This window comes from Xanthobacter tagetidis (assembly GCF_003667445.1).
In the GTDB taxonomy this organism is placed as follows: Bacteria; Pseudomonadota; Alphaproteobacteria; order Rhizobiales; family Xanthobacteraceae; genus Xanthobacter; species Xanthobacter tagetidis.
This window is the reverse complement of the sequence record NZ_RCTF01000001.1, coordinates 332,001-351,193: the sequence shown is the minus strand read 5'-3', so window position 1 is coordinate 351,193 and position 19,193 is coordinate 332,001. Positions and strand designations below refer to the sequence as shown.

The following is a 19,193-nucleotide window of genomic DNA, read 5'->3' as shown; positions in this document are numbered from 1 at the left end:
TCGCGGCTGGCCTTCGGGCCTCAACAGGGAGGCGTCGTCCGTGCGGCCGGTCTATCTCGACAACAACGCGACGACGCGCACCGACCCGGACGTGGTGGCGGCCATGCTGCCCTATTTCTCGGACCAGTTCGGCAACGCCTCCTCCACCCATGCCTTCGGCGCCGACGTGGCGGAGGCGGTGAAGGCCGCCCGCAGGGCGCTCGCGGCGCTCATCGGGGCGGCCTTCGACCACGAGGTGGTCTTCACCTCCGGCGGCACCGAATCCGACAATGCCGCGCTGCTCTCGGCGCTTGAGGCCGGCGAGGCCGAGGGCCGCAGCGAGATCGTCACCACAAGGGTCGAGCACCAGGCGGTGCTCGCGCCTGCGGCGCACCTGGAGAAGACCCGCGGCGTGAAGGTGCACTACATCGGCGTCGATGACGCCGGGCGCCTCGACATCGACGCCTACCGGGCCGCGCTCGGCCCGTGCACCGCGCTCGCCAGCGTGATGTGGGCCAACAACGAGACCGGCACGCTCTTCCCCGTCGCCGCGCTCGCCGAGATGGCGAAGGCCGCCGGCGCGCTGTTCCATACCGATGCGGTGCAGGCGGTGGGCAAGGTGCCCATGGAGGTGAAGGCCACCGCCATCGACATGCTCTCGCTCTCCGGCCACAAGCTGCACGGCCCGAAGGGCATCGGCGCGCTCTATGTGAAAAAGGGCGTGAAGTTCAGGCCGCTGATCCGCGGCGGCCACCAGGAGCGCGGGCGGCGCGGCGGCACCGAGAACGTGCCCGCCATCGTCGGCCTCGGCAAGGCGGCCGAGCTGGCGCTCGCCCACCTCGCCGACGAGGGCACGCGCGTGCGCGGCCTGCGCGACCGGCTGGAGCAGGGCCTGCTCCAGCGCATCGAGGGCTGCCGGGTGAACGGCGACGGCGAAAACCGCCTGCCCAACACCGCCAACCTCGCCTTCGATTTTCTCGACGGCGAGGCGATCCTGAACCGGCTCGACCGGGCCGGCATCGCCGCTTCCACGGGATCGGCCTGCACCTCCGGCTCCACCGAGCCGTCCCATGTGCTGAAGGCCATGAACCTGCCGGCCCGGGCGCTCAACGGCGCGCTGCGCCTGTCGCTCTCGCGGGAGAATTCCGGCGCCGACGTCGACCGCGTGCTGGAGGCGCTGCCCGGCATCGTCGCCGCCCTGCGGGAGATGTCGCCCGCCTGGCAGGCGCGCCAGCCGGAGGGTGCCGTCCATGGCTGATCCCGCCTTTCCCCGACATCGCGCCGCCCGCCGCCGGCGGCGCCCGACCCTTCATCCAGGAGCCACCGCATGAAAGTCATGATCCGCCGTTCTCCCGAGACCGGCCTCTCCATCTACGTCCCGAAGAAGGACCTGGAGGAGCCCATCGTGGCGTTCGAGCACGAGAGCCTGTGGGGCGGCTGGATCAAGATCGCCAATGGCTGGGTGCTCGATTTGCCGGAGATGGCGCCGGGCACCAGCCTGCCCATCACCGTCAATGCCAAGAAGCGCGGCAGCGAGGAGGAGTGAGATGAACGCCCCGGTCCCCACCGCGGACATCGTCCGGCTCGCCGACGCGGAGGCGGTGATCGCCAAGGCGGCCGCCGGCCTCAAGGCGGGCGCCATCGTGCCCTATCTCGGACCGGGCGTCGCCGCCCCGACCAGCGTGCCCATGACCCCGGAGGCGCTCGCCGCCTTCCTCGGCACCAAGGTCGCGCTGCCGAAGCGCGCCAAGGGCAATGCCTGGGCCGCGGCCCAGCACATCGAGAGCACGAGGCACCGCAACACCGTCTCCGCGCTGATGGCCGAGGCGTTCGCGACCCCCGTGCCGCCCACCGCGCTCCATGCCTTTCTCGCCGGCCTCAGGCTGCCGATGATCGTCGACACCTGGTATGACGGCGCCATGCGCGCGGCGCTCGCTGATCGCGCCGACTGGGGCGAGGTGCAGGGCATCACCCGTGCCGGCATCGGCGAGGACCGCTGGTACCGCTTCTACGACGCCGCCGGCGCCGAGACCGGCAAGGCCGCCGCGCCCGGCTGGACGACGTTGCTCTACAAGCCCCATGGCGGAGCGGTGCCGGCGAAGAACTTCCTGATCTCGGATGCGGACTATGTGGAGGTCCTCACCGAGATCGACATCCAGACGCCGATCCCGGACATCGTGAAGGATCGCCGCACCGAGCGGGGCTTCCTGTTCCTGGGCTGCCGGTTCCACGACCAGCTCCTGCGCAACTATGCGCGGCAGATCATCAAGCGCTCCGGCGGCCCGAACTATGCGGTGGTGGACCCGGACGCGCTGACGAAGAACGAGCTGCGCTTCCTGTTCGGCCACGGCATCATCCCCCTGGCGGTGCCGCTCGACCGGGCGACGCAGATCCTGACCGCGGCCTGACCGCCCGGCGTCCCAGCGCGCATTTCCCAACGCCGGCATGCCTCCCATGGAGGCCTGCCGGCGTTCGGATTCAAGGCTCCGCATTGACCGAGATCAAGAGCGCCGCCGAAAGACTGTTCCGAGGCCGCGAACATGTAACCTTTCCAACATGTCGGCGGCGCGCCGGATTGTCCCGTGTGCGCAACGCGACAGCGCGGAATGTCAAATATGTATATGAAATAAATGAATTAATTTCCGCCGCAGCGGCTGGCACGCCGGTTGCTCACGTCTCCTCAGGATGACTGGATCCTGCTCAAGACGAGGAGCACCACCATGGACGCGACGACTGAGCATGTGGGGGACGCCGTCGGGACCAATGTCGAAACCAACATCGACATGGACGACCTGATGCAGAAGATGGCCGAGCACAAGGGCTGCGGCACGTCCGGCAGCTCGGGCAAGGCGAGCTGCGGCTCGGGCGCGGGGCAGAACGACCTGCCCACCGAGATCTGGGAGAAGGTGAAGAACCATCCCTGTTATTCCGAGGAAGCCCACCACCACTATGCCCGGATGCATGTGGCCGTGGCGCCGGCCTGCAACATCCAGTGCAACTACTGCAATCGCAAGTATGACTGCGCCAATGAGAGCCGGCCGGGCGTCGTCTCCGAGAAGCTGACGCCCGAGCAGGCGGCGAAGAAGGTGCTGGCGGTGGCCTCCACCATCCCGCAGATGACCGTGCTCGGCATCGCCGGCCCCGGCGACCCGCTGGCGAACCCCGAGAAGACCTTCAAGACCTTCGAGCTGATCTCGAAGACCGCGCCCGACATCAAGCTCTGTCTGTCCACCAACGGCCTGACGCTGCCCGACCATGTGGACACCATCGCCCGCTACAATGTCGACCACGTCACCATTACCATCAACATGGTGGACCCCGAGGTGGGCGCGAAGATCTATCCGTGGATCTTCTGGAAGCACAAGCGCTACACCGGCTACGAGGCGGCGAAGATCCTCACCGATCGCCAGCTCCAGGGCCTGGAGATGCTCACCGAACGCGGCATCCTGTGCAAGATCAACTCGGTGATGATCCCCGGCATCAACGACCAGCACCTGGTCGAGGTGAACAAGGCCGTGAAGTCGCGCGGCGCCTTCCTGCACAACATCATGCCGCTGATCTCCGCGCCCGAGCACGGCACCGTGTTCGGCCTCAACGGCCAGCGCGGCCCCTCCGCCCAGGAATTGAAGGCCCTGCAGGACAGCTGCGAGGGCGAGATGAACATGATGCGCCACTGCCGCCAGTGCCGCGCCGACGCGGTGGGGCTGCTGGGCGAGGACCGCTCGGCCGAGTTCACCACCGACAAGATCATGGCCATGGACGTGAACTACGACATGGAGGGCCGCAAGGCCTACCAGGCCATGGTGGAGGAGGAGCGTGTCGCCAAGGTGGCGGCCAAGCAGGAGGAGCTGGAGACGCTCGCCGGCGCGCAGAGCGACATCAAGCTGCTGGTTGCCGTCGCCACCAAGGGCTCGGGCCTCATCAACGAGCATTTCGGCCACGCCAAGGAGTTCCAGGTCTACGAGCTCTCCACCGCCGGCGCGAAGTTCGTCGGCCATCGCCGCGTCGACCTCTACTGCCAGGGTGGCTTCGGCGACGAGGACAGCCTTGAGACCGTGATCCGCGCCATCAACGACTGCCACGCGGTGTTCGTCGCCAAGGTCGGCGGCTGCCCGAAGGCGGACCTCGCCAAGGCCGGCATCGACCCCGTGGACCAGTATGCCCACGAGTTCATCGAGAAGAGCGCCATCACCTGGTTCAAGGACTACCTGGACAAGGTGAAGAGCGGCGAGATCGAGCACGTCGCGCGCGGCGATGCGGCGATCCGCCAGGGCGCTCTCATCAGCGCGGCGTGAGGCGAGGACCTGCCATGACCCTCAAGATCATCGCCTCCCAGTGCACCTCCTGCTCGGCCTGCGAGCCGGAGTGCCCGAACGTCGCCATCTCCGAGAAGAACGGCACGTTCGTCATCGACCCGAAGAAGTGCACCGAGTGCCTCGGCCACTTCGACGAGCCGCAGTGCGCCGCCGTCTGCCCGGTGGACAATACCTGCGTCATCGACCCCGCGTTTCCGCGCTACCAGGTCCCGGCCTGAGGAGAAAAGACGATGAACTTCACCATCACCCCCAAGGCCGAGAAGTTCATGCGGCTCATGGTGATGTCCGACGGCGGGCCGGGGGCGGGCTTCCGCCTCGCGGTCTCGCCGGGCGGCTGCTCGGGCCTCAATGCCGACATCTGCGTGCTGCGCGAGCCCATGCCGGGCGATGCCGTGGTGCAGAAGGGCGCGGTCAGGCTGTTCCTGCCGGCAGAGAGCCGCATCCTGCTCGACGGCGTCACGGTGGACTTCACCGACACCGCCGCCAAGACCGGCCTCGTCTTCCACGATCCCAAGGCAACGACCTGCGCCTCCCACGGCCAGGCGCTGCCGGCGGGTCTGTGAGCGGCGGGGCGGGCATGAACGCCGCGCGCGCCATGACGGCCGAGCCTTCCGCCTTCGCGGAAGACGCTCTGCTTGCGCACGCGCTGCTGGGCGGCGGCCTGCCGGAGGAGGCCAACTGGCACCTCTGGCAGGCCGGCCTGTCCTACCATCTGGGCGAGGTCGCCGAGGCGCATCTGCGCCAGGCGGAGGCCATCGCGCCCGGCCACGCGGCGGTGCTGATCGGCCTCTACCGCTTCTATTTCTACAAGGGCCGGCTCGCCGAGTGCCTGGAGGTGGCGCGCATCTGCCTCTCCAAGGCGCAGCGCGAGACCAACCTGCCCGCCGACTGGCGCGACGTGGCGCCCGAGGACGCGCTGTTCGGCCGCTACGAGGCGCTGATGCCGCGCTTCTTCCTCTTCACGCTGAAGGGCTACGCCTATCTCAACATGCGCCTCGGCAACCTCGCTGAGGGCCGCGCGGCGGCCGAGAAGCTGCTTCAGCTCGACCCCGCCGACAGGATCGGCGCTCGCCTGCTCATCGACGTCCTCGACCGCGCGGAGGCCGGCGATGACTGACGCGATCGACGAGGCCATCGACTGGCGCGGCGCGCACATCGACTGCGGTGCCTGCATCCACGACGCCATGCGCGCGGAGGGCCGCTGCAAGCTGAAGCATGCCTGCGTCAACGACCGCTACGCCCGGCGCATCGACCGCTTCTTCACCTGGAATCCCGCGCTCGCGAATACCTACGTTCATCACGACCATTTCGAGGTGCGCGCCATCGCGGCGAAGCATGCGGACGTGTTCCTCCTGCCGCCGCTGCTCGACGATCCCGAGGAGACGGTGCGATGGAACGCGGCCCGCCGGCTGCCCAGGCGGCTGATCCTGCGCCTGCGCCAGGACCCGCACCGCGAAGTGCGCATCCGCATCGCCTCGCTGCTGGACGATGCCGAGCTGGTGCCCATGCTGGCGGACCCCGACTACTACGTGCGCATGGTCGTCGCGCGGCGGGTGGCGCCGCCGCTGCTCTCCCGGCTGATGGACGATCCGGAGGTGGAGGTGCGCCGCGTGGTGGCGCAGCGCCTGCCCGCCGAATGGCTGCTGCGCATGGCGGACGACCCGTCCGCCAGCGTGCGCCTGGAGGCGGCGCGGCGCCTCGCGCCGGACCTGCTGGCGCGGCTGAAGGCCGACCCCGACTGGCGCGTGCGCCACGAGGTGGCGAGCCGGCTTTCCCCGACGCTGCTCGGCGACCTTCTGGAGGACACCGACATGATGGTGCGCGAGATGGCCCGCGCCCGCGGCGCGCTTCGGCCCGAGCCCGGAGAGTTCATGAGGGAGATGCCGAGATGAGCAACATCGTCCGCGACAGCGACGTGGTGGAGATCACCGAGCCGCCGTATTTCTCCTTCGGCGAGAAGGTGAAGGCCAAGCGCACCATCCGCAATGACGGCACCTATGCCGGCAAGGAGATCGGCGAGATCCTCGCGAAGAAGGGCGAGGAAGGCTACGTGGTCTCCATCGGCACGTTTCTCCAGCAGTTCTACATCTACGGCGTCGAATTCATGGAGAGCGGCAACCGCGTCGGCATGAAGAAGAAGGAACTCGACCCGGTCGTCAACCGCGACGAGGACATCGACCTGCCGCTGCCGGCCGTCGGGGGGATGGCGCGATGATGTTCGAGCCGCGCTCCCCGAAATTCCAGTGGGGCCAGAGGGTGAAGACCCTGATCGAGCTGCGCAACGACGGCGGCTATCCGGACGTGCCGGAGGACGCGCTGCTGGCGGCCGAGGGCACCACCGGCGAGATCGTCCAGGTGGGCATGCACACCGACAGCAACACGCCGATCTACCTGGTCGAGTTCACCGAGCGGCTCGTGGTGGGCTGCCTCGAAGAAGAGATCGAGCCGGTGTGATGGGGGCGCGCCATGGCCGCGACAATGCTCGGCATGTCCATGGGCGGCAAGGCCCAGCCGAACGATCTCGACAAGCGCCGGGTGGAGCGGGCGCTGAAGACGCGGCGCCGCTACCGCTATGTCGAGCCGGCGGTACAGCCGGTGCCCGGCGGCTACCGGATCGAGAGCGCCTGCTGCTCGCGCAACATCGACCCGGACGGCGGCATCGTCGACATCGCGCTGCTGCTGTTCGACGAGGAGCAGGGACAGTGGGACCTGTTCCGCAAGGACCACGGCAAGGGGCTGTGGGCGTGGGACTGCCGCCATGCCCGGCTGTCCGCCGTGCTCGATGTGCTGACCTTCGACGAGCACCGCAAGTTCTGGCAGTGAGCCCGCCCGCGCGGGCGCCTTGAGGGAGTGGGACCATGGCGCTGAACGAGGACGACCTCGGCGTGATCGCCGGCATGCTGGCGGCGCCGCCGGCGGACGGGCAGGTCTTTCCGGCCCTGCGCGCGCGCTTTCCCGGCGTCGCCTTCACCCGCTGCGACGCCTCCGACGTGGTGGAGGCGCCGTTCCGCACGGTGGGCGCCTACGACCTCCACCTGATGGACGCCCGCGACCACTGCGTCCAGCTCACCGACGATCCCGCGCGGGCCACCGGCCTCGTGCTCGCCAGACGGAGCGATGCGCCATGAGCGAGCCCGCGGTGATGGACGACGACCTCGACGCCGCACCCAGCCTGCCCGAGGGCCGCTTCATTCCCCTGTCCGACCCGGACGTGACGACGGCGGAGCTTGCTGCCATCGACGCGGTGATCCGCTCGCCGCGTCTGTCCGGCGGGCCGGTGATGGAGGCGTTCGAGGCCGCCTTCGCGGCCTATGTCGGACGCGCTTATGCCGTCGCCGTGCCCTCCGGCACGCTCGGTTTGCTTCTGGCGCTGAAGGCCTACGGCATCGGTGCGGGCGACGAGGTGGTGTGCTCGGCCTATTCCTTCCGCGAGACCGCCCACGCCGTGACGCTCTGCGGCGCGCGGCCGGTGTTCGCCGACATCGACTATTGGGCCGGAACGCTGGTGCCGGAGAAGGCGGCGCTGAAGATTACCGAAAACACCAAGGCCATCGTCGCCGCCAACACCAACGGCCACCCGGCCGCCTGGGACCCGCTGCGCGCGCTCGCGGACGAACGCGGGCTGATCCTGATCGAGGATTCCACCGAGGCCATCGGCTCGCGCTACAAGGACCGGCTGGTGGGCACGTTCGGCGATGTCGCGGTGTTCGACTTCTCGCAGCCCGGCCCGCTGGTGTGCGGCGAGGGCGGCATGCTGGTGACCGACGACGTGGACATCGCCATGGCGCTGCGGCGCCTGCGCTCCCACCGGCTGGAGGAGCGCTCCTCCGTCGTGGTCTCCATGAACGCGCCGTTCCAGGCGCCGATCAGCGACCTCACCGCCGCGCTCGGCCTCGCCCAGCTCAAGCGGATCGACGAGATCCTGGAGCGGCGCCGCCTCACCGAGCAGCTCTACTACCAGTATGTGCAGTCCTTCGAAGGCATCAAGGACCCCTATGTGGGGCCGGACGTCACCGAGGTGCACTGGTTCCTCTACCTGGTCCATCTCGGCACGCGCTTCTCGAAATCGAGCCGCGACGCCATTGTCGAGGATCTCGGCGTCGAGCGCGTCGAGGCCGCCGCCTACGCCAACCCGCTGCATCTCCAGCGGCACTATTTCGACCTCGGATATCGCAAGGGCGACCTCCTGGTCACCGAGAAGGTGGCCGACCGGGCGGTGGCGCTGCCGTTCCATGGGCACCTCGCCGAGGACGAGATCGAGTTCATCGTCGCGACGATGAAGGACGCCTCGGTGAACGTGGGGGCAGGCGCCGCCATCTACTGAGGCCGCAGAGAGCCGACCAAGACGGCACGTCAAGCCGAAGGTCACGACAAGATCGACACCAACGGAGCAGGGCAATGTCCACGATTACTGTCACGGTTCTTCCCGCCAGCAAGAGCATCGAGGTGCCCGAGGGCACCAATCTCTGGAGCGCCATCCGCGAGGTCGTGCCGACCTTGCCCGAGCAGAGCCCGGAGAATTGCGGCGACGCGGCGCACATCTTCGTGCTGGAGGGCCGCAAGGGCATCTCCAAGACCACGCGCGAGGAGAACGAGAAGCTCGACACCATCGTCGGCGTCGGCTCGAAGTCCCGCATCGCCTGCTTCGCGCAGGTGCTGGGCACCGAGAACGTCAAGGTGGAACTGCTCGGCGAGTTCTCGGGCTTCTGACGCCCTCAATCGCGGGGAGGCGCGCCGCGCCTCGCCCGCCCACCCACGAGACGGAGTGATCCCATGGACGCCCAGACCACGGAAGCCAAGATTCTCGTCCACGCCCGCTTCGCGCCCGACGCCACGGTGGTGGAGATCGGCGAGCGCCCGTCGGGCCTGACGCCGCAGGAATGGTTCTTCTACCTGCGCGAGAATTCGGACCCGTCCTATTTCCAGCCGCTGTCCGGCGGGCGCGGGGTGTTCCGCATTCCCCGCGCCGAGTTCGATGCGCTGAAGGCGGCCGCCGCCGGCGCCGCCGCCTGAAGGCGCCGGCCATGACGCAACCGGGCATCGAGGTCTATGCCATCTGCGAGGCCGAGAGCATCCCGCCCGGCGGCGCGAAGGCCTTCAGCCTGTCGCGGCGGACGGACGAGGGCGAGGCGCGGCCCTACGGCATCGTCGTGGTGCGGGTGCGCCCGCGCGAATTCGTGGGCTACCTCAATGCCTGCCCGCACGGGAAGGTCTGGCTCAATATCGGCGACGGCAGCTTTTTCACGCCCGACAAGGCGCATCTGCGCTGCGGCCGCCACGGGGCGAAGTTCGAGATCGCGAGCGGCCTGTGCCTGGAAGGCCCGTGCCAGGGCGCGAGCCTTGAGCCCATCCCGCTGGCGCTCATGGGATCGGACGTGTGCCTGTGCGGCATCGCTCTCGTCGAGGATGACGGCGCGAGCGGCTATGACGGCGACGACGAGACCATGGACATCATGATCCATCCGGGCTGAGGCGAATGGCTGCAATGTCCCTTTCTTCGAGCGCCGCATCCTCGACCCCGTCGGGGGATGGCGCGCGCGTCGCCTGCCGCTATTTCCTGTCCTATTCGGGCGTGAAGCTGCCCTTCAACCTGGTGAGCCCGCTTCCCGAGGAAGGGCTCGGCCATCGCAACACCTATATCCGCGCCTATTACGACGCGGCCGGCCGGCTGACCGGGTTCGAGAAGGTGGTCTATGGCGAGGTGGAGCTGACCCACAGCTACGGCTATCACGCCAGCGGCGCGTTGGCCCGGGCGGTGGTGGCGATGCTGGACGAGGAGCCTTCCGAGCTTCTCTACGACGAGGCCGGCCGCCTCGTCGGCGGCGGCTGAGGGGGCGGCAATGACGGTCGCCCAGCTCCTGGAGGCGCTCGCCAGCCTGCCGCCCGAGGCGGTGGTGCTGATGGAGAGCGACGGCGGGCTCTCTCTGGTGAGCGCGCTCGACTTCGTTCCCGGCCAGGGGCCGGGCGCGCCGGCGGAGGTTATCCTCCTGCCGAACATGGAAGAATAGCGGCGCGCTCCGCGCCGGGAAGGACGGATATGAGCGAGGCGGTTCAGGAGATCACCATGTTCGAGCGCCTCGGCGGCGTGGCGGTCATTGATCGCCTGGTCGAGGCCTTCTACGACCGAATGGACCGCCTGCCGGAGGCGGAGGGCATCCGCGCCATGCATCCCGACGACCTCGCCCCCATCCGGCAGGTGCTGAAGCGCTATCTCACCGAATGGACCGGCGGGCCGGCGCTCTACACGCCGGAAAAGGGCCATCCGCGCCTGCGCCAGCGGCACCTGGGCTTTCCCATCGGCGACGCGGAGCGCGACGCGTGGCTCCTGTGCATGCGCGGCGCGCTGGACGAGACCGTGGCGGACGCCGCGGCGCGCGAGGCGATCTACGCCACCCTCGCCAAGCTCGCCGACTGGATGCGCAACACGGCCGGCAATCCGCACGACGCGGGCCACCGGCCGGGGGCCTGAACTGCGCTCACTGTGCCGGGGCGAGGATGCCCTTCTCGGCCAGCAGGGCCTGCAACTCGCCGGCCTTGAACATCTCGCGCACGATGTCGCAGCCGCCCACGAACTCGCCCTTCACATAGAGCTGCGGGATGGTCGGCCAGTTCGAGAATTCCTTGATGCCCTCGCGCACATAGGGGTCCGAGAGCACGTCGAAGCTCGCGAACGGCACGCCCACCTGCGCCAGCACCTGGACCACGGCGCCGGAGAAGCCGCACTGCGGGGCGGCGGGAGCGCCCTTCATGAACAGCACCACGTCGGCGCCGTCGATGATGGACTTGATGCGGTCACTGGTGCTGCCCATGGCATGTCTCCTGAGAAAATCCTGTTGCGGATGAAAGCCCGGCCCGGCGCGGGTCAGGCGGGGGCGATGGTCTCCAGAGCGAGGGCGTGGAGCACGCCGCCCATGTTCCCCTTCAGCGCCGCGTAGACCATCTGGTGCTGCTGCACCCGGCTCTTGCCCTTGAAGGCCTCCGACGTGATGCGCGCGGCGTAGTGGTCGCCGTCGCCGGCGAGGTCCACGATCACCACCTCGGCATCCGGAAACGCCGCCTTCACGAGCTGTTCGATGTCGGCTGCCGCCATGGCCATCGCTGTGTCTCCCTCGAAATTGCGCTGCTTCATGCAAGCGGGAAACCAACCGGCCCGCCGCAACCGCCGCGGCGCCGATGGCGCGGGGCGGCGGCGCGCCGGCCGGCCTTGCCCGGAACAGCGTGTCGGACATGCGACAGGGCGGCGCGGCGCGCTGTCCGGGATGCGACGCCGCCCGCATGCCGTTCGCCCCTGTGGGAAATAGCGGTTCGGCGCGGTCCGGCCGGGTGGTGCCCGGAAACGGCCTGGCTCTTGCTTCTCGGCATCAGCCCAGTTGAGGACCGCACATGAGCGACATGAGACAGGGGAGCCGGCGCGGGGCCCTTCCCCCCTTCGCCGTCATCCTCGGCACCAACGAGATCGCGTCCGCCGTGGCGGTCCACCTGTTCTGGGCCGGCTACGGCGTCGTCCTCTCGCACGATCCCGTGCCGCCGGTGATCCGCCGCCGCATGGCGTTCCACGACGCGCTCTACGACGATGCGGCGGCGCTCGCCGGGGTGGTGGCGGCGCGCGCCGGGAGCAGCATGGAGATCCGCGAGCGCCTCACCACCGGGGCCGGCGTGATGGTGACCGATCTCGGCCTGCTCGACCTCATCGTCATCGGCGCGATCGACATCCTGGTCGACGCCCGCATGCACAAATACCAGGTGACGCCGGACCTCAGGCGTCTCGGCCAGTTCACGGTGGGGGTGGGGCCGGGCTTCTCCAGCGGCTTCAATTGCGACGTGGCGGTGGAGACCCGCCCCGGCCTCGCCGGCCGCGTCATCACCGATGGCACCACCGCGCCGCCGGACGGGGTGCCCTCCAGCCTCGGCGGCCAGCTTGCGGCGCGCTTCGCGCGGGCCGAGGCGGCGGGACGCTGGCACACCGCGATCGAGATCGGCACCCGCGTCTACAAGGATTTCATCGTCGGCTATCTGGCCGGCACGCCGGTGCGTGCGCCGTTCGACGGCTTCGTGCGCGGCGTGGCCCGCGACGGCACGGAGGTGCCGAAGGGCATGAAGCTGCTGGAGGTCGATCCGCGCGGGCGCAGCGCGAGCTGGACCGGCATCGATACGCGCGCCGGCGCCATCGCCAAGGGCGTCACGCGCGCGCTCGCCCGGCACAAGGCCGAGCGGGCGACCTCCGCCCCGCAGATGCACCTCGTGCGATGAGCGCACCGCATCCGATCGAGCTGCGCCTTTCGCCGGACACGACCAATTTCGGCGACCTGCCGCGGGAGATCGACGACCTGCTCCAGCAGGGCGTCGTCGCCTACCGGCGGGACCGTGCGGCGGCGGAGGCGCTGTTCCGGAAGGCGCTGGCGGCGGCGCCGGAGGCCCTGCCGGTCTATTTCTGCCTCTACAAAATCCACACCTACCAGGGCAATCTGGACGCGGCGCTCGGCGCCGCCCGGAGCGGGCTTCAAGAGGCGGCGCGGCAGGCCGGCTGGCCCGCCGACTGGCGCGCCTGGTCGCCGCAGCCGCTCGCCGCCGACGGGGCCGCGCGGTTCGCGCTCTACACCCTGAAGGCACTGGCCTTCATCCACCTGCGCCGGGAGGAGCCGGAGGCGGCGGCCGCGATGCTCGACGCGCTGCGGGTGCTCGATCCCACGGGCGCGGTGGGGTGGCCGGTGGTGGCGGAACTGGCCGCGGGGCTGCGCTGACAGAGCCGAAACGCCCGCGATCCTGCGTCATCCCGTCCCGCGGCCGTGCGTGGCATCGCGCTTGCACGGCTCCCCCTCATGAGACCGGAGGCGTCGCAAGCCTTTGCCCTGCCACGCACGGCAGGCATCGCCGCGGCGGCTCCGGTGCGATGAGACCGGCCCTCGCAGGCGCCGTCCGGCGCCAGGAAAGGCGGCACGACATGACGGACCTCGACATTGCCACCCTGCCCCCCGACACGGCGGAGAGGACGGAGCGCGTGATCGCCGCGCTGCGCACGGTGCACGACCCGGAAATCCCGGTGAACATCTACGACCTCGGCCTGATCTACCGCATCGACTGGCGCACCGCCGCCGCGGTGGAGATCGACATGACGCTCACCGCCCCGGGCTGCCCGGTGGCCGGGGAGATGCTGCGATGGGTGGAGGAGGCGGTGCGCACGCTGCCGGACGTCGCCGAGGTGAAGGTCAACCTCGTGTTCGACCCGCCCTGGGACCGCTCCCGCATGTCGGAAGAGGTGCAGCTCGAACTGGGTCTGCTTTAACGCGCCAAGTATTTTCCGGAATTTCCTGCAGAATATTTGTCCCGATTGTTCGGAAACTGGCCCTCTAAATGCAGGGGAGGGGTGTTCACCGCTGCGGCGCGCGACGGTGCCGGGTGAACGCCAACCCATGAGGGCTGCCATGATCGAACTGACTGCGAGCGACGCCCAGACCTTTGCCGCCTATCGGGCGGACCCGCCGGAGGCGCCGAAGGGCGCCGTCGTCATCCTGCCGGAGGCGCTGGCGTCCGGCGACGGCGTGCGCCGGATCGCCGACGGCTTCGCCGCCGAAGGCTATGTGGCGGTCGCGCCGGCGCTCGCGCCGGACGCCGACACCGCCTGGTCGCTCGCAGCCGTCCAGGCGACGGTGGACGCGGTGAAGGACGTGGGCAAGGTGGCGGTGGTGGGCTATGACCGCGGCGGCTATCTCGCCTTCCTCGCCGCCAACGAGGTGCAGGGCATCGCCTGCGCCATCGGCTATTACGGCGAGGGCGTCTCCGGCACCCAGCGCGGCAAGTGCAAGGTGCCGACGCTGATGCATTTCGGCGAGGCGGACCAGCTCATTCCGGTCGAGGAGGTGACGCAGTTCCGCTTCGTGCGGCCGGACGTGAGCGCCTTCACCTATCCCGGCGCCGCCCACGGCTTCGCGGCCGAGGGCGCGGCCGGTTACGACGCCGACAGCGCCGGCAAGGCGCAGGCGCGCACCCTCAATTGGATCGCGCAATATGTTCAGGGCGCGCCGCCGGCGTCGATGAAGAATGCCGGCGCCTACGCGCTCGCGAAGACCGACAAGAAGGGAAAGAAGAAGGACGCCGATAAGAAGGATGACATGGGCCCGCCCATGGACTGAGGGCGACGCGCAGGAGGACGGCGCGCCATGACGCCATGTGCGGAAATCGACGCGCGGCTCCGCGCCCTGTGGCATTCGCGACGCCCGCGCCGGGCGCACGGCCGCGCCGCGGGGGTCCGGGCGCTTGGCAAGCTCCTTGCTGCGCCGGCCCGGAGGGCCGGCCGGACGGCCGGCCGCAGGGGAGGCGCCTGATGTCGAGCGGGTATTTCGTGGATTGGGACGGCAACGTGCGCAGCGTCGACGATCCCGGCGGCGGCTATCTGTGCGAGGCCGACCTGCCGGCGCGCTACGTGGCGATCACCACGAAGACCGGCACGCTGGTGCACGAGGCGACCTTCTACCGGAGCCTCGCCGACATCGAGAAGGCCGGCATCAAGGCCGGGCTCGTGCCGGGGGCGCACCCCTGGGGACGCAAGGCGGACGGCTTCTGAGCGCGCGGGGCCGCGGCTCCGGTCCCGTGCCATCGGCGAAGGAGAAGGGACCATGCTGCCCACCACCATCCTCGTGGACGAGACGCCCCGCTGCGTGGTGCGTCCCAACGACACCAGGGCGCTGAACCGCTTCCTGCGCAATGCGCGGCCCTATCTCCTGGGCGAGCAGGCGGACGGCGCCATCACCCACCGCCAGGCGAGCGAAGAGGAACTCGCCCGCTGGCGCAGCGCCCTCGCGCTGCACGAGGCCTGGGGCGGGGCGGACGAGGACTTCTTCGGCGTGCCGCTCTAGGCGAGCCGGCGCCGGCCTCATTCCGCTGCCGGCCGCTCGTCGTTCGCCGCCACCGGCAGCGCCGGGGCGGGCGGGGCCGGCGCCTCGAACTCCAACTGCTCCAGCCGCGTGCCGCGCCGGGCGATCTTGTCGGCGGAGACCAGCACCTTGGCGACGTCATCGCCGGCAAGAGCGAAATGCTTGCCGAGGTCGCCGACCCGCTCGCGCAGGCGCGCCACGTCGGCCACCAGCGCCCCCACCTCGGCGCGGATGCGGTCCGCCTGCTCGCGCATGCGCGCATCCTTGGCGATGGCCTGCACCATCTGCACCGCCAGCATCAGCAGCGAGGGCGAGACCAGCACCACGCGGCGCCGGAACGCGTCCTGCACCACGGCGTCGAAATGCTCGTGGATCTCGCCATAGACCGATTCGGAGGGCACGAAGATGAGGGCGATGTCCTGCGTCTCCCCCGGCACGAGATAGCGCTCGGCCACGTCGCCGACATGCTTCATCAGGTCGGAGCGCAGGCGCTGGCCGGCGGCCTTGCGCGCCTCCATGGTCGTCGCCTCGCGGAACGCCGTCACGCCCTCCAGCGGGAACTTGGCGTCGATCAGGAGCGGGCGCGGGTCGCCGGGCAGGAAGATGGCGCAGTCCGGCCGCCGCCCGCTTGCCAGCGTGTGCTGGAAGGCGAAGCTGTCCTTGGGCAGGCCGTCGGCGACGATCGCCTCCATGCGCGCCTGGCCGAAGGCGCCGCGCGCCTGCTTGTTGGCGAGGGTCTGGCGCAAGGAGAGCACCTGCGAGGAGAGGTCGGAAAGGCTCCGCTCCGCCTGCTCCACCATGGCGAGGCGCTCGGCCAGCCGGGCGAGGCTCTCGTGCGTCGCGCGGGCCGAGGACGACATGCTCTCGCCGAGCCGGTGCGATGTGGCGTCGAGCCGCTCCGCCACCGCGCGGGCGAGTTCTCCCTGGCGGTGGGCCAGCGTCTCGCCCATGGACTGGACGCGCCCCGCCGTCTCCGCCTGGATGCGCGCCAATTCGCGCAGGCGCCGCTCCAGCTCAAGCGCGCGCACCGTGTCCTGCGCATGGGCGACGGCCCGCGCGCGCGACAGCCGCCACATGGCGGCGAGGATTACCAGCAGCAGCACCGCCACGGCCGCCGCCCCAGCGGCAAGCGCCTCGGCGGGGGTCACAGCACGGCCGGCAAGGACGAAGAGCACGTCGAACATGATCTTCTTCTACTGCATCACAAGGCGTGAACAAAGTGCGAACACATTGACCATCCGCACGTCATCGCTTATCTGCCGCTTATGTCCATCCGGCCCATCCTCATCCTCCCCGAGCCCAAGCTGCGCGCCATCTCCAAGCCGGTCGCGAAGATCGACGGCGAGGTGCGCAAGCTGGTGGAGGACATGTTCGAAACCATGTACGACGCGCCCGGCATCGGCCTCGCGGCGATCCAGGTGGGCGTGGAGCGGCGCATCGTCACCATCGACACCGCGCGCGACGGCGAGGACAAGAAGCCCCTCGCCCTCATCAACCCCGAGATCGTCGCCGCTTCGGACGAGCTGTCGGTGTACAGCGAGGGCTGCCTCTCCATTCCCGAATATTACGAGGAGGTGGAGCGCCCGGCGCGCGTGGCGATCCGCTTCATGGACCTCGAAGGCAAGCTGCGCGAGATGGAGGCGGACGGCCTGTTCGCCACCTGCGTGCAGCACGAGATCGACCACCTGAACGGCGTGCTGTTCATCGACCACCTGTCCAAGCTCAAGCGCGACCGCGTCATCAAGAAGTTCGCCAAGCAGGCGAAGCGCGACGCCGAAGGCTGACACGGCGCGCCGCCCGTGGCCGCAGCGAACGAGACCCAAGATGCGCATCGTCTTCATGGGCACGCCGGATTTCGCCGTGCCCACCCTCACCGAGATCGTCGCGCGCGGCCACGACGTGGCGGCGGTCTATACCCGCGCGCCGGCACCCGCCGGCCGGCGCGGGCTCGATCTCACGCCCTCGCCGGTCCATCGCATCGCCGAGGGGTTCGGCATTCCCGTGCGCACGCCCCGCAGCCTGAGGAGCGAGGAGGAACTGGCGGCGTTCCAAGACCTCGCGCCCGAGGTGGCCGTGGTGGTGGCCTACGGCATGATCCTGCCGCAGGCGATCCTCGACGTGCCCGAACTGGGCTGCCTCAACCTGCACGGCTCGCTGCTGCCGCGCTGGCGCGGCGCCGCGCCGATCCAGCGCGCCATCATGGCGGGGGACAGGGAAACCGGCGTCGCGGTGATGCGCATGGAGGCGGGCCTCGACACCGGGCCGGTGGGCCTCGTGGAGCGCATCCCCATCGGTCCGGACATGACCGCCGGCGACCTGCACGACCGCATGATGCTGGTGGGCGCCGATCTGATGGCCCGCGCTTTGGCGGCGCTGGAGCGCGGCGCGCTCGCCTTCACGCCGCAGAAGGCGGAGGGTGTCGCCTATGCCGCCAAGATCGAGAAGGCGGAGACCCGCATCGACTGGACGCGGCCCGCGCGCGAGGTGCACGACCGCATCCGCGGCCTTTCGCCCTTCCCCGGCGCCTGGTTCCCCTTGGGGGCGGACGAGGCGCGGGTGAAGGTGCTGCGTTCGACCCTCGCGGACGGCGCGGGCGAACCCGGCACCGTGCTGGACGATGCGCTCACGATCGCCTGCGGCGCGGGGGCGGTGCGCCTGCTCGAAGTGCAGAAGGCCGGCAAGCAGCCGGCCGGCGCGGCGGCCTTCCTGTCCGGCAACAAGGTTCCGCCGGGAACCCGGCTCGCTTGACGCGGCGCCGCCCGCCGCGTCCCATCGGTCATGCCCCGCTACAAGCTCACCATCGAATATGACGGCACCCCGTTCTGCGGCTGGCAGGTCCAGGCCGGCCAGCCCACCGTGCAGGGGGTGCTGGCGGAGGCGTTCGCGCGCTTCTGCGGCGAAGAGGTGACGGTCTCCGGCGCCGGCCGCACCGATGCCGGCGTCCACGCCACCGGGCAGGTGGCGCACGTCGACCTGTCGCGCGACTGGCGGCCGGACCAGGTGCGCGACGCCATGACGGCGCAGCTTCGCCCCCATCCGGTGGCGGTGCTCGCGGCGGAGAGGGTGGCGGCCGACTTCGACGCCCGCTTCTCGGCGGTGAAGCGGCACTATCTCTACCGGCTGGTCAACCGCCGCCCCGACCTCGCGCTCGACCGCGACCGGGCCTGGCGGGTGCCGAAGCGGCTCGATGCCGCGCGCATGCACGAGGCGGCGCAGCGGCTGCTGGGCAGGCACGATTTCTCAACCTTCCGCGCCGCCGAGTGCCAGGCCGCCTCGCCGGTGAAGACGCTGGACCGGCTCGACGTGGCGCGCGACGGCGACGCCATCCGCATCACCACCTCGGCGCGCTCGTTCCTGCACCACCAGGTGCGCTCCATAGTGGGCTCGCTGGTGCGTGTAGGGGAGGGGGTGTGGAGCCCGGACGATCTGGAGGCGGCGCTCAAGGCCGCCGACCGCCGGCGCTGCGGCCCCATGGCGCCGGCCTGCGGCCTCTATCTCGTCGGCGTCGACTATCGCCCCGACGAAGCGCCCGCGCCGGGCGGCTGAGGCCAACGGCAAAAGGGCGCCGCGGCGAAGGCCGGGCGCCCGATCGGCGAGACTTTACGCCGGCGCCGCGCGCCGGCGGTTCGCGTCAGATGGCGCCGTTGATCCACTGCACCAGCTTCGCCTTGGGGGCGGCGCCCACCTGGCGGGACGCGATCTTGCCGTCCTTGAACAGCAGCAAGGTCGGGATCGACATGATGCCGTACTTGGACGCGGTGTTGGGGTTCTCGTCCACGTTCAGCTTCACGATGCGGACCTTCTCGCCCATCTCGCCGGACACCTCGTCCAGGATCGGGGCCACCATGCGGCAGGGGCCGCACCACTCCGCCCAGAAGTCGACAATCACCGGCGCGGACGACTTCAGCACGTCCTCGTCGAAGCTCTGATCGGAAACCTTTTCCACGGCCATGGCATACCTCGTAGGCGGCGAAGGGGCGAAATACCCGATGTTGATGCCGAACGTAGGGAGACGCTCCCCATCCCG

32 protein-coding genes are annotated in these 19,193 nt (G+C 69.9%); 28 read left to right on the top strand and 4 right to left on the bottom strand.

Annotated elements, in window-relative coordinates; translation table 11 throughout:
- Positions 1–40: 40 nt before the first annotated feature.
- The 19 genes from nifS (at position 41) to D9R14_RS01540 (ending at position 10,764) form a co-directional block, all read left to right on the top strand.
- Positions 41–1,237 (top strand): cysteine desulfurase NifS, encoded by a 1,197-nt coding sequence (gene nifS, locus D9R14_RS01625; RefSeq protein ID WP_121621535.1) that lies wholly within the window; start codon positions 41–43, stop codon positions 1,235–1,237.
- Between the two features lie 69 nt (positions 1,238–1,306).
- Positions 1,307–1,525 carry a putative nitrogen fixation protein NifT gene (nifT, locus tag D9R14_RS01620; RefSeq protein WP_121621534.1) on the top strand — a complete coding sequence of 73 codons (219 nt, stop codon included), beginning with the start codon at positions 1,307–1,309 and terminating at the stop codon, positions 1,523–1,525.
- 1 nt (position 1,526) lies between these two features.
- Positions 1,527–2,387, top strand: coding sequence for an SIR2 family NAD-dependent protein deacylase (locus D9R14_RS01615; protein ID WP_121621533.1), 861 nt, complete (start codon positions 1,527–1,529; stop codon positions 2,385–2,387).
- 375 nt (positions 2,388–2,762) lie between these two features.
- A complete protein-coding gene (gene nifB, locus D9R14_RS01610) occupies positions 2,763–4,274 on the top strand; it encodes a nitrogenase cofactor biosynthesis protein NifB (RefSeq protein ID WP_121621791.1) in 1,512 nt (503 codons plus the stop codon).
- A gap of 14 nt (positions 4,275–4,288) precedes the next feature.
- The gene (locus D9R14_RS01605; protein ID WP_121621532.1) at positions 4,289–4,513 is read left to right on the top strand and encodes a YfhL family 4Fe-4S dicluster ferredoxin; all 225 of its coding nucleotides are present in this window, start codon (positions 4,289–4,291) and stop codon (positions 4,511–4,513) included.
- A gap of 12 nt (positions 4,514–4,525) precedes the next feature.
- Entirely contained in the window at positions 4,526–4,858 is a 333-nt protein-coding gene (locus D9R14_RS01600; protein WP_121621531.1) for a HesB/IscA family protein, read from the top strand.
- A gap of 14 nt (positions 4,859–4,872) precedes the next feature.
- Positions 4,873–5,412, top strand: a complete 540-nt coding sequence (locus tag D9R14_RS01595) for a tetratricopeptide repeat protein (RefSeq protein WP_245420469.1) — start codon at positions 4,873–4,875, stop codon at positions 5,410–5,412.
- Entirely contained in the window at positions 5,405–6,187 is a 783-nt protein-coding gene (locus D9R14_RS01590; RefSeq protein ID WP_121621530.1) for a 4Fe4S-binding leucine-rich repeat protein, read from the top strand. Before D9R14_RS01595 ends, D9R14_RS01590 begins: the two co-directional genes overlap by 8 nt.
- Positions 6,184–6,510 (top strand): nitrogen fixation protein NifZ, encoded by a 327-nt coding sequence (locus D9R14_RS01585; RefSeq protein WP_121621529.1) that lies wholly within the window; start codon positions 6,184–6,186, stop codon positions 6,508–6,510. The genes D9R14_RS01590 and D9R14_RS01585 overlap by 4 nt, the downstream gene beginning before the upstream one ends.
- Complete coding sequence (locus D9R14_RS01580; RefSeq protein WP_121621789.1) at positions 6,510–6,749, top strand: nitrogen fixation protein NifZ; 240 nt, start codon at positions 6,510–6,512, stop codon at positions 6,747–6,749. The genes D9R14_RS01585 and D9R14_RS01580 overlap by 1 nt, the downstream gene beginning before the upstream one ends.
- Before the next feature lie 12 nt (positions 6,750–6,761).
- On the top strand, positions 6,762–7,118 hold the full coding sequence (locus D9R14_RS01575; RefSeq protein WP_121621528.1) for a DUF3024 domain-containing protein: 357 nt from the start codon (positions 6,762–6,764) through the stop codon (positions 7,116–7,118).
- Positions 7,119–7,153: 35 nt separating this feature from the next.
- Positions 7,154–7,423: a DUF6129 family protein gene (locus D9R14_RS01570; protein ID WP_121621527.1), complete on the top strand. Its 270-nt coding sequence runs from the start codon at positions 7,154–7,156 to the stop codon at positions 7,421–7,423.
- Positions 7,420–8,619, top strand: coding sequence for a DegT/DnrJ/EryC1/StrS family aminotransferase (locus D9R14_RS01565; RefSeq protein WP_121621526.1), 1,200 nt, complete (start codon positions 7,420–7,422; stop codon positions 8,617–8,619). The genes D9R14_RS01570 and D9R14_RS01565 overlap by 4 nt, the downstream gene beginning before the upstream one ends.
- 74 nt (positions 8,620–8,693) lie before the next feature.
- The gene (locus tag D9R14_RS01560; protein WP_121621525.1) at positions 8,694–9,005 is read left to right on the top strand and encodes a ferredoxin; all 312 of its coding nucleotides are present in this window, start codon (positions 8,694–8,696) and stop codon (positions 9,003–9,005) included.
- A gap of 63 nt (positions 9,006–9,068) precedes the next feature.
- Positions 9,069–9,308 carry a hypothetical protein gene (locus tag D9R14_RS01555; RefSeq protein ID WP_121621524.1) on the top strand — a complete coding sequence of 80 codons (240 nt, stop codon included), beginning with the start codon at positions 9,069–9,071 and terminating at the stop codon, positions 9,306–9,308.
- A gap of 11 nt (positions 9,309–9,319) precedes the next feature.
- Positions 9,320–9,766, top strand: a complete 447-nt coding sequence (locus tag D9R14_RS01550) for a Rieske (2Fe-2S) protein (protein ID WP_121621523.1) — start codon at positions 9,320–9,322, stop codon at positions 9,764–9,766.
- 14 nt (positions 9,767–9,780) lie between these two features.
- Positions 9,781–10,125, top strand: a complete 345-nt coding sequence (locus tag D9R14_RS01545) for a DUF6156 family protein (RefSeq protein WP_121621522.1) — start codon at positions 9,781–9,783, stop codon at positions 10,123–10,125.
- Positions 10,126–10,135: 10 nt separating this feature from the next.
- Entirely contained in the window at positions 10,136–10,303 is a 168-nt protein-coding gene (locus D9R14_RS23010; protein ID WP_170168443.1) for a hypothetical protein, read from the top strand.
- A 29-nt stretch (positions 10,304–10,332) separates the two neighbouring features.
- The gene (locus tag D9R14_RS01540; protein WP_121621521.1) at positions 10,333–10,764 is read left to right on the top strand and encodes a group II truncated hemoglobin; all 432 of its coding nucleotides are present in this window, start codon (positions 10,333–10,335) and stop codon (positions 10,762–10,764) included.
- Between the two features lie 7 nt (positions 10,765–10,771).
- Here the strand turns inward: D9R14_RS01540 and grxD are convergent, their stop codons facing one another.
- On the bottom strand, positions 10,772–11,104 hold the full coding sequence (gene grxD, locus D9R14_RS01535) for a Grx4 family monothiol glutaredoxin (protein ID WP_121621520.1): 333 nt from the start codon (positions 11,102–11,104) through the stop codon (positions 10,772–10,774).
- 53 nt (positions 11,105–11,157) lie between these two features.
- Entirely contained in the window at positions 11,158–11,391 is a 234-nt protein-coding gene (locus tag D9R14_RS01530; RefSeq protein WP_121621519.1) for a BolA/IbaG family iron-sulfur metabolism protein, read from the bottom strand.
- A gap of 287 nt (positions 11,392–11,678) precedes the next feature.
- Here D9R14_RS01530 and D9R14_RS01525 point away from each other — a divergent pair, with 287 nt between their 5' ends.
- From D9R14_RS01525 to D9R14_RS01500, 6 genes are all read left to right on the top strand, one after another.
- Positions 11,679–12,545: a xanthine dehydrogenase gene (locus tag D9R14_RS01525; protein WP_121621518.1), complete on the top strand. Its 867-nt coding sequence runs from the start codon at positions 11,679–11,681 to the stop codon at positions 12,543–12,545.
- Positions 12,542–13,036, top strand: a complete 495-nt coding sequence (locus D9R14_RS01520; protein ID WP_121621517.1) for a hypothetical protein — start codon at positions 12,542–12,544, stop codon at positions 13,034–13,036. The genes D9R14_RS01525 and D9R14_RS01520 overlap by 4 nt, the downstream gene beginning before the upstream one ends.
- A gap of 200 nt (positions 13,037–13,236) precedes the next feature.
- On the top strand, positions 13,237–13,578 hold the full coding sequence (locus tag D9R14_RS01515; RefSeq protein WP_121621516.1) for an iron-sulfur cluster assembly protein: 342 nt from the start codon (positions 13,237–13,239) through the stop codon (positions 13,576–13,578).
- Positions 13,579–13,717: 139 nt separating this feature from the next.
- Positions 13,718–14,425, top strand: a complete 708-nt coding sequence (locus D9R14_RS01510; protein WP_121621515.1) for a dienelactone hydrolase family protein — start codon at positions 13,718–13,720, stop codon at positions 14,423–14,425.
- 191 nt (positions 14,426–14,616) lie between these two features.
- Complete coding sequence (locus tag D9R14_RS01505; protein WP_184759591.1) at positions 14,617–14,856, top strand: hypothetical protein; 240 nt, start codon at positions 14,617–14,619, stop codon at positions 14,854–14,856.
- Between the two features lie 52 nt (positions 14,857–14,908).
- Positions 14,909–15,148 carry a hypothetical protein gene (locus D9R14_RS01500; protein ID WP_121621514.1) on the top strand — a complete coding sequence of 80 codons (240 nt, stop codon included), beginning with the start codon at positions 14,909–14,911 and terminating at the stop codon, positions 15,146–15,148.
- Between the two features lie 17 nt (positions 15,149–15,165).
- Here the strand turns inward: D9R14_RS01500 and D9R14_RS01495 are convergent, their stop codons facing one another.
- Complete coding sequence (locus D9R14_RS01495; RefSeq protein WP_121621513.1) at positions 15,166–16,350, bottom strand: DNA recombination protein RmuC; 1,185 nt, start codon at positions 16,348–16,350, stop codon at positions 15,166–15,168.
- 81 nt (positions 16,351–16,431) lie between these two features.
- Between D9R14_RS01495 and def the strand changes: the two genes are divergently transcribed.
- From def to truA, 3 genes are read left to right on the top strand one after another with little or no spacing between them, the layout of a single operon-like run.
- Positions 16,432–16,950, top strand: coding sequence for a peptide deformylase (gene def / locus D9R14_RS01490; protein WP_121621512.1), 519 nt, complete (start codon positions 16,432–16,434; stop codon positions 16,948–16,950).
- Positions 16,951–16,990: 40 nt separating this feature from the next.
- Complete coding sequence (fmt, locus tag D9R14_RS01485) at positions 16,991–17,914, top strand: methionyl-tRNA formyltransferase (protein ID WP_121621511.1); 924 nt, start codon at positions 16,991–16,993, stop codon at positions 17,912–17,914.
- A gap of 30 nt (positions 17,915–17,944) precedes the next feature.
- Positions 17,945–18,712, top strand: a complete 768-nt coding sequence (truA, locus tag D9R14_RS01480) for a tRNA pseudouridine(38-40) synthase TruA (RefSeq protein ID WP_121621510.1) — start codon at positions 17,945–17,947, stop codon at positions 18,710–18,712.
- An 85-nt stretch (positions 18,713–18,797) separates the two neighbouring features.
- Here truA and trxA read toward each other — a convergent pair whose 3' ends face one another.
- Entirely contained in the window at positions 18,798–19,118 is a 321-nt protein-coding gene (gene trxA / locus D9R14_RS01475) for a thioredoxin (RefSeq protein ID WP_121621509.1), read from the bottom strand.
- Between the last annotated feature and the right edge of the window lie 75 nt (positions 19,119–19,193).

Excerpts from the sequence above, each read along its gene's own strand:
- nifT (WP_121621534.1), top strand. The coding sequence starts at position 1,307 with ATGAAAGTCATGATCCGCCGTTCTCCCGAGACCGGCCTCTCCATCTAC.
- D9R14_RS01615 (WP_121621533.1), top strand. The coding sequence starts at position 1,527 with ATGAACGCCCCGGTCCCCACCGCGGACATCGTCCGGCTCGCCGACGCG.
- nifB (WP_121621791.1), top strand. The coding sequence starts at position 2,763 with ATGGACGACCTGATGCAGAAGATGGCCGAGCACAAGGGCTGCGGCACG.
- D9R14_RS01605 (WP_121621532.1), top strand. The coding sequence starts at position 4,289 with ATGACCCTCAAGATCATCGCCTCCCAGTGCACCTCCTGCTCGGCCTGC.
- D9R14_RS01600 (WP_121621531.1), top strand. The coding sequence starts at position 4,526 with ATGAACTTCACCATCACCCCCAAGGCCGAGAAGTTCATGCGGCTCATG.
- D9R14_RS01595 (WP_245420469.1), top strand. The coding sequence starts at position 4,873 with ATGAACGCCGCGCGCGCCATGACGGCCGAGCCTTCCGCCTTCGCGGAA.
- D9R14_RS01590 (WP_121621530.1), top strand. The coding sequence starts at position 5,405 with ATGACTGACGCGATCGACGAGGCCATCGACTGGCGCGGCGCGCACATC.
- D9R14_RS01585 (WP_121621529.1), top strand. The coding sequence starts at position 6,184 with ATGAGCAACATCGTCCGCGACAGCGACGTGGTGGAGATCACCGAGCCG.
- D9R14_RS01580 (WP_121621789.1), top strand. The coding sequence starts at position 6,510 with ATGTTCGAGCCGCGCTCCCCGAAATTCCAGTGGGGCCAGAGGGTGAAG.
- D9R14_RS01575 (WP_121621528.1), top strand. The coding sequence starts at position 6,762 with ATGGCCGCGACAATGCTCGGCATGTCCATGGGCGGCAAGGCCCAGCCG.
- D9R14_RS01570 (WP_121621527.1), top strand. The coding sequence starts at position 7,154 with ATGGCGCTGAACGAGGACGACCTCGGCGTGATCGCCGGCATGCTGGCG.
- D9R14_RS01565 (WP_121621526.1), top strand. The coding sequence starts at position 7,420 with ATGAGCGAGCCCGCGGTGATGGACGACGACCTCGACGCCGCACCCAGC.
- D9R14_RS01560 (WP_121621525.1), top strand. The coding sequence starts at position 8,694 with ATGTCCACGATTACTGTCACGGTTCTTCCCGCCAGCAAGAGCATCGAG.
- D9R14_RS01555 (WP_121621524.1), top strand. The coding sequence starts at position 9,069 with ATGGACGCCCAGACCACGGAAGCCAAGATTCTCGTCCACGCCCGCTTC.
- D9R14_RS01550 (WP_121621523.1), top strand. The coding sequence starts at position 9,320 with ATGACGCAACCGGGCATCGAGGTCTATGCCATCTGCGAGGCCGAGAGC.
- D9R14_RS01545 (WP_121621522.1), top strand. The coding sequence starts at position 9,781 with ATGTCCCTTTCTTCGAGCGCCGCATCCTCGACCCCGTCGGGGGATGGC.
- D9R14_RS23010 (WP_170168443.1), top strand. The coding sequence starts at position 10,136 with ATGACGGTCGCCCAGCTCCTGGAGGCGCTCGCCAGCCTGCCGCCCGAG.
- D9R14_RS01540 (WP_121621521.1), top strand. The coding sequence starts at position 10,333 with ATGAGCGAGGCGGTTCAGGAGATCACCATGTTCGAGCGCCTCGGCGGC.
- grxD (WP_121621520.1), bottom strand. The coding sequence starts at position 11,104 with ATGGGCAGCACCAGTGACCGCATCAAGTCCATCATCGACGGCGCCGAC.
- D9R14_RS01530 (WP_121621519.1), bottom strand. The coding sequence starts at position 11,391 with ATGGCCATGGCGGCAGCCGACATCGAACAGCTCGTGAAGGCGGCGTTT.
- D9R14_RS01525 (WP_121621518.1), top strand. The coding sequence starts at position 11,679 with ATGAGCGACATGAGACAGGGGAGCCGGCGCGGGGCCCTTCCCCCCTTC.
- D9R14_RS01520 (WP_121621517.1), top strand. The coding sequence starts at position 12,542 with ATGAGCGCACCGCATCCGATCGAGCTGCGCCTTTCGCCGGACACGACC.
- D9R14_RS01515 (WP_121621516.1), top strand. The coding sequence starts at position 13,237 with ATGACGGACCTCGACATTGCCACCCTGCCCCCCGACACGGCGGAGAGG.
- D9R14_RS01510 (WP_121621515.1), top strand. The coding sequence starts at position 13,718 with ATGATCGAACTGACTGCGAGCGACGCCCAGACCTTTGCCGCCTATCGG.
- D9R14_RS01505 (WP_184759591.1), top strand. The coding sequence starts at position 14,617 with ATGTCGAGCGGGTATTTCGTGGATTGGGACGGCAACGTGCGCAGCGTC.
- D9R14_RS01500 (WP_121621514.1), top strand. The coding sequence starts at position 14,909 with ATGCTGCCCACCACCATCCTCGTGGACGAGACGCCCCGCTGCGTGGTG.
- D9R14_RS01495 (WP_121621513.1), bottom strand. The coding sequence starts at position 16,350 with ATGTTCGACGTGCTCTTCGTCCTTGCCGGCCGTGCTGTGACCCCCGCC.
- def (WP_121621512.1), top strand. The coding sequence starts at position 16,432 with ATGTCCATCCGGCCCATCCTCATCCTCCCCGAGCCCAAGCTGCGCGCC.
- fmt (WP_121621511.1), top strand. The coding sequence starts at position 16,991 with ATGCGCATCGTCTTCATGGGCACGCCGGATTTCGCCGTGCCCACCCTC.
- truA (WP_121621510.1), top strand. The coding sequence starts at position 17,945 with ATGCCCCGCTACAAGCTCACCATCGAATATGACGGCACCCCGTTCTGC.
- trxA (WP_121621509.1), bottom strand. The coding sequence starts at position 19,118 with ATGGCCGTGGAAAAGGTTTCCGATCAGAGCTTCGACGAGGACGTGCTG.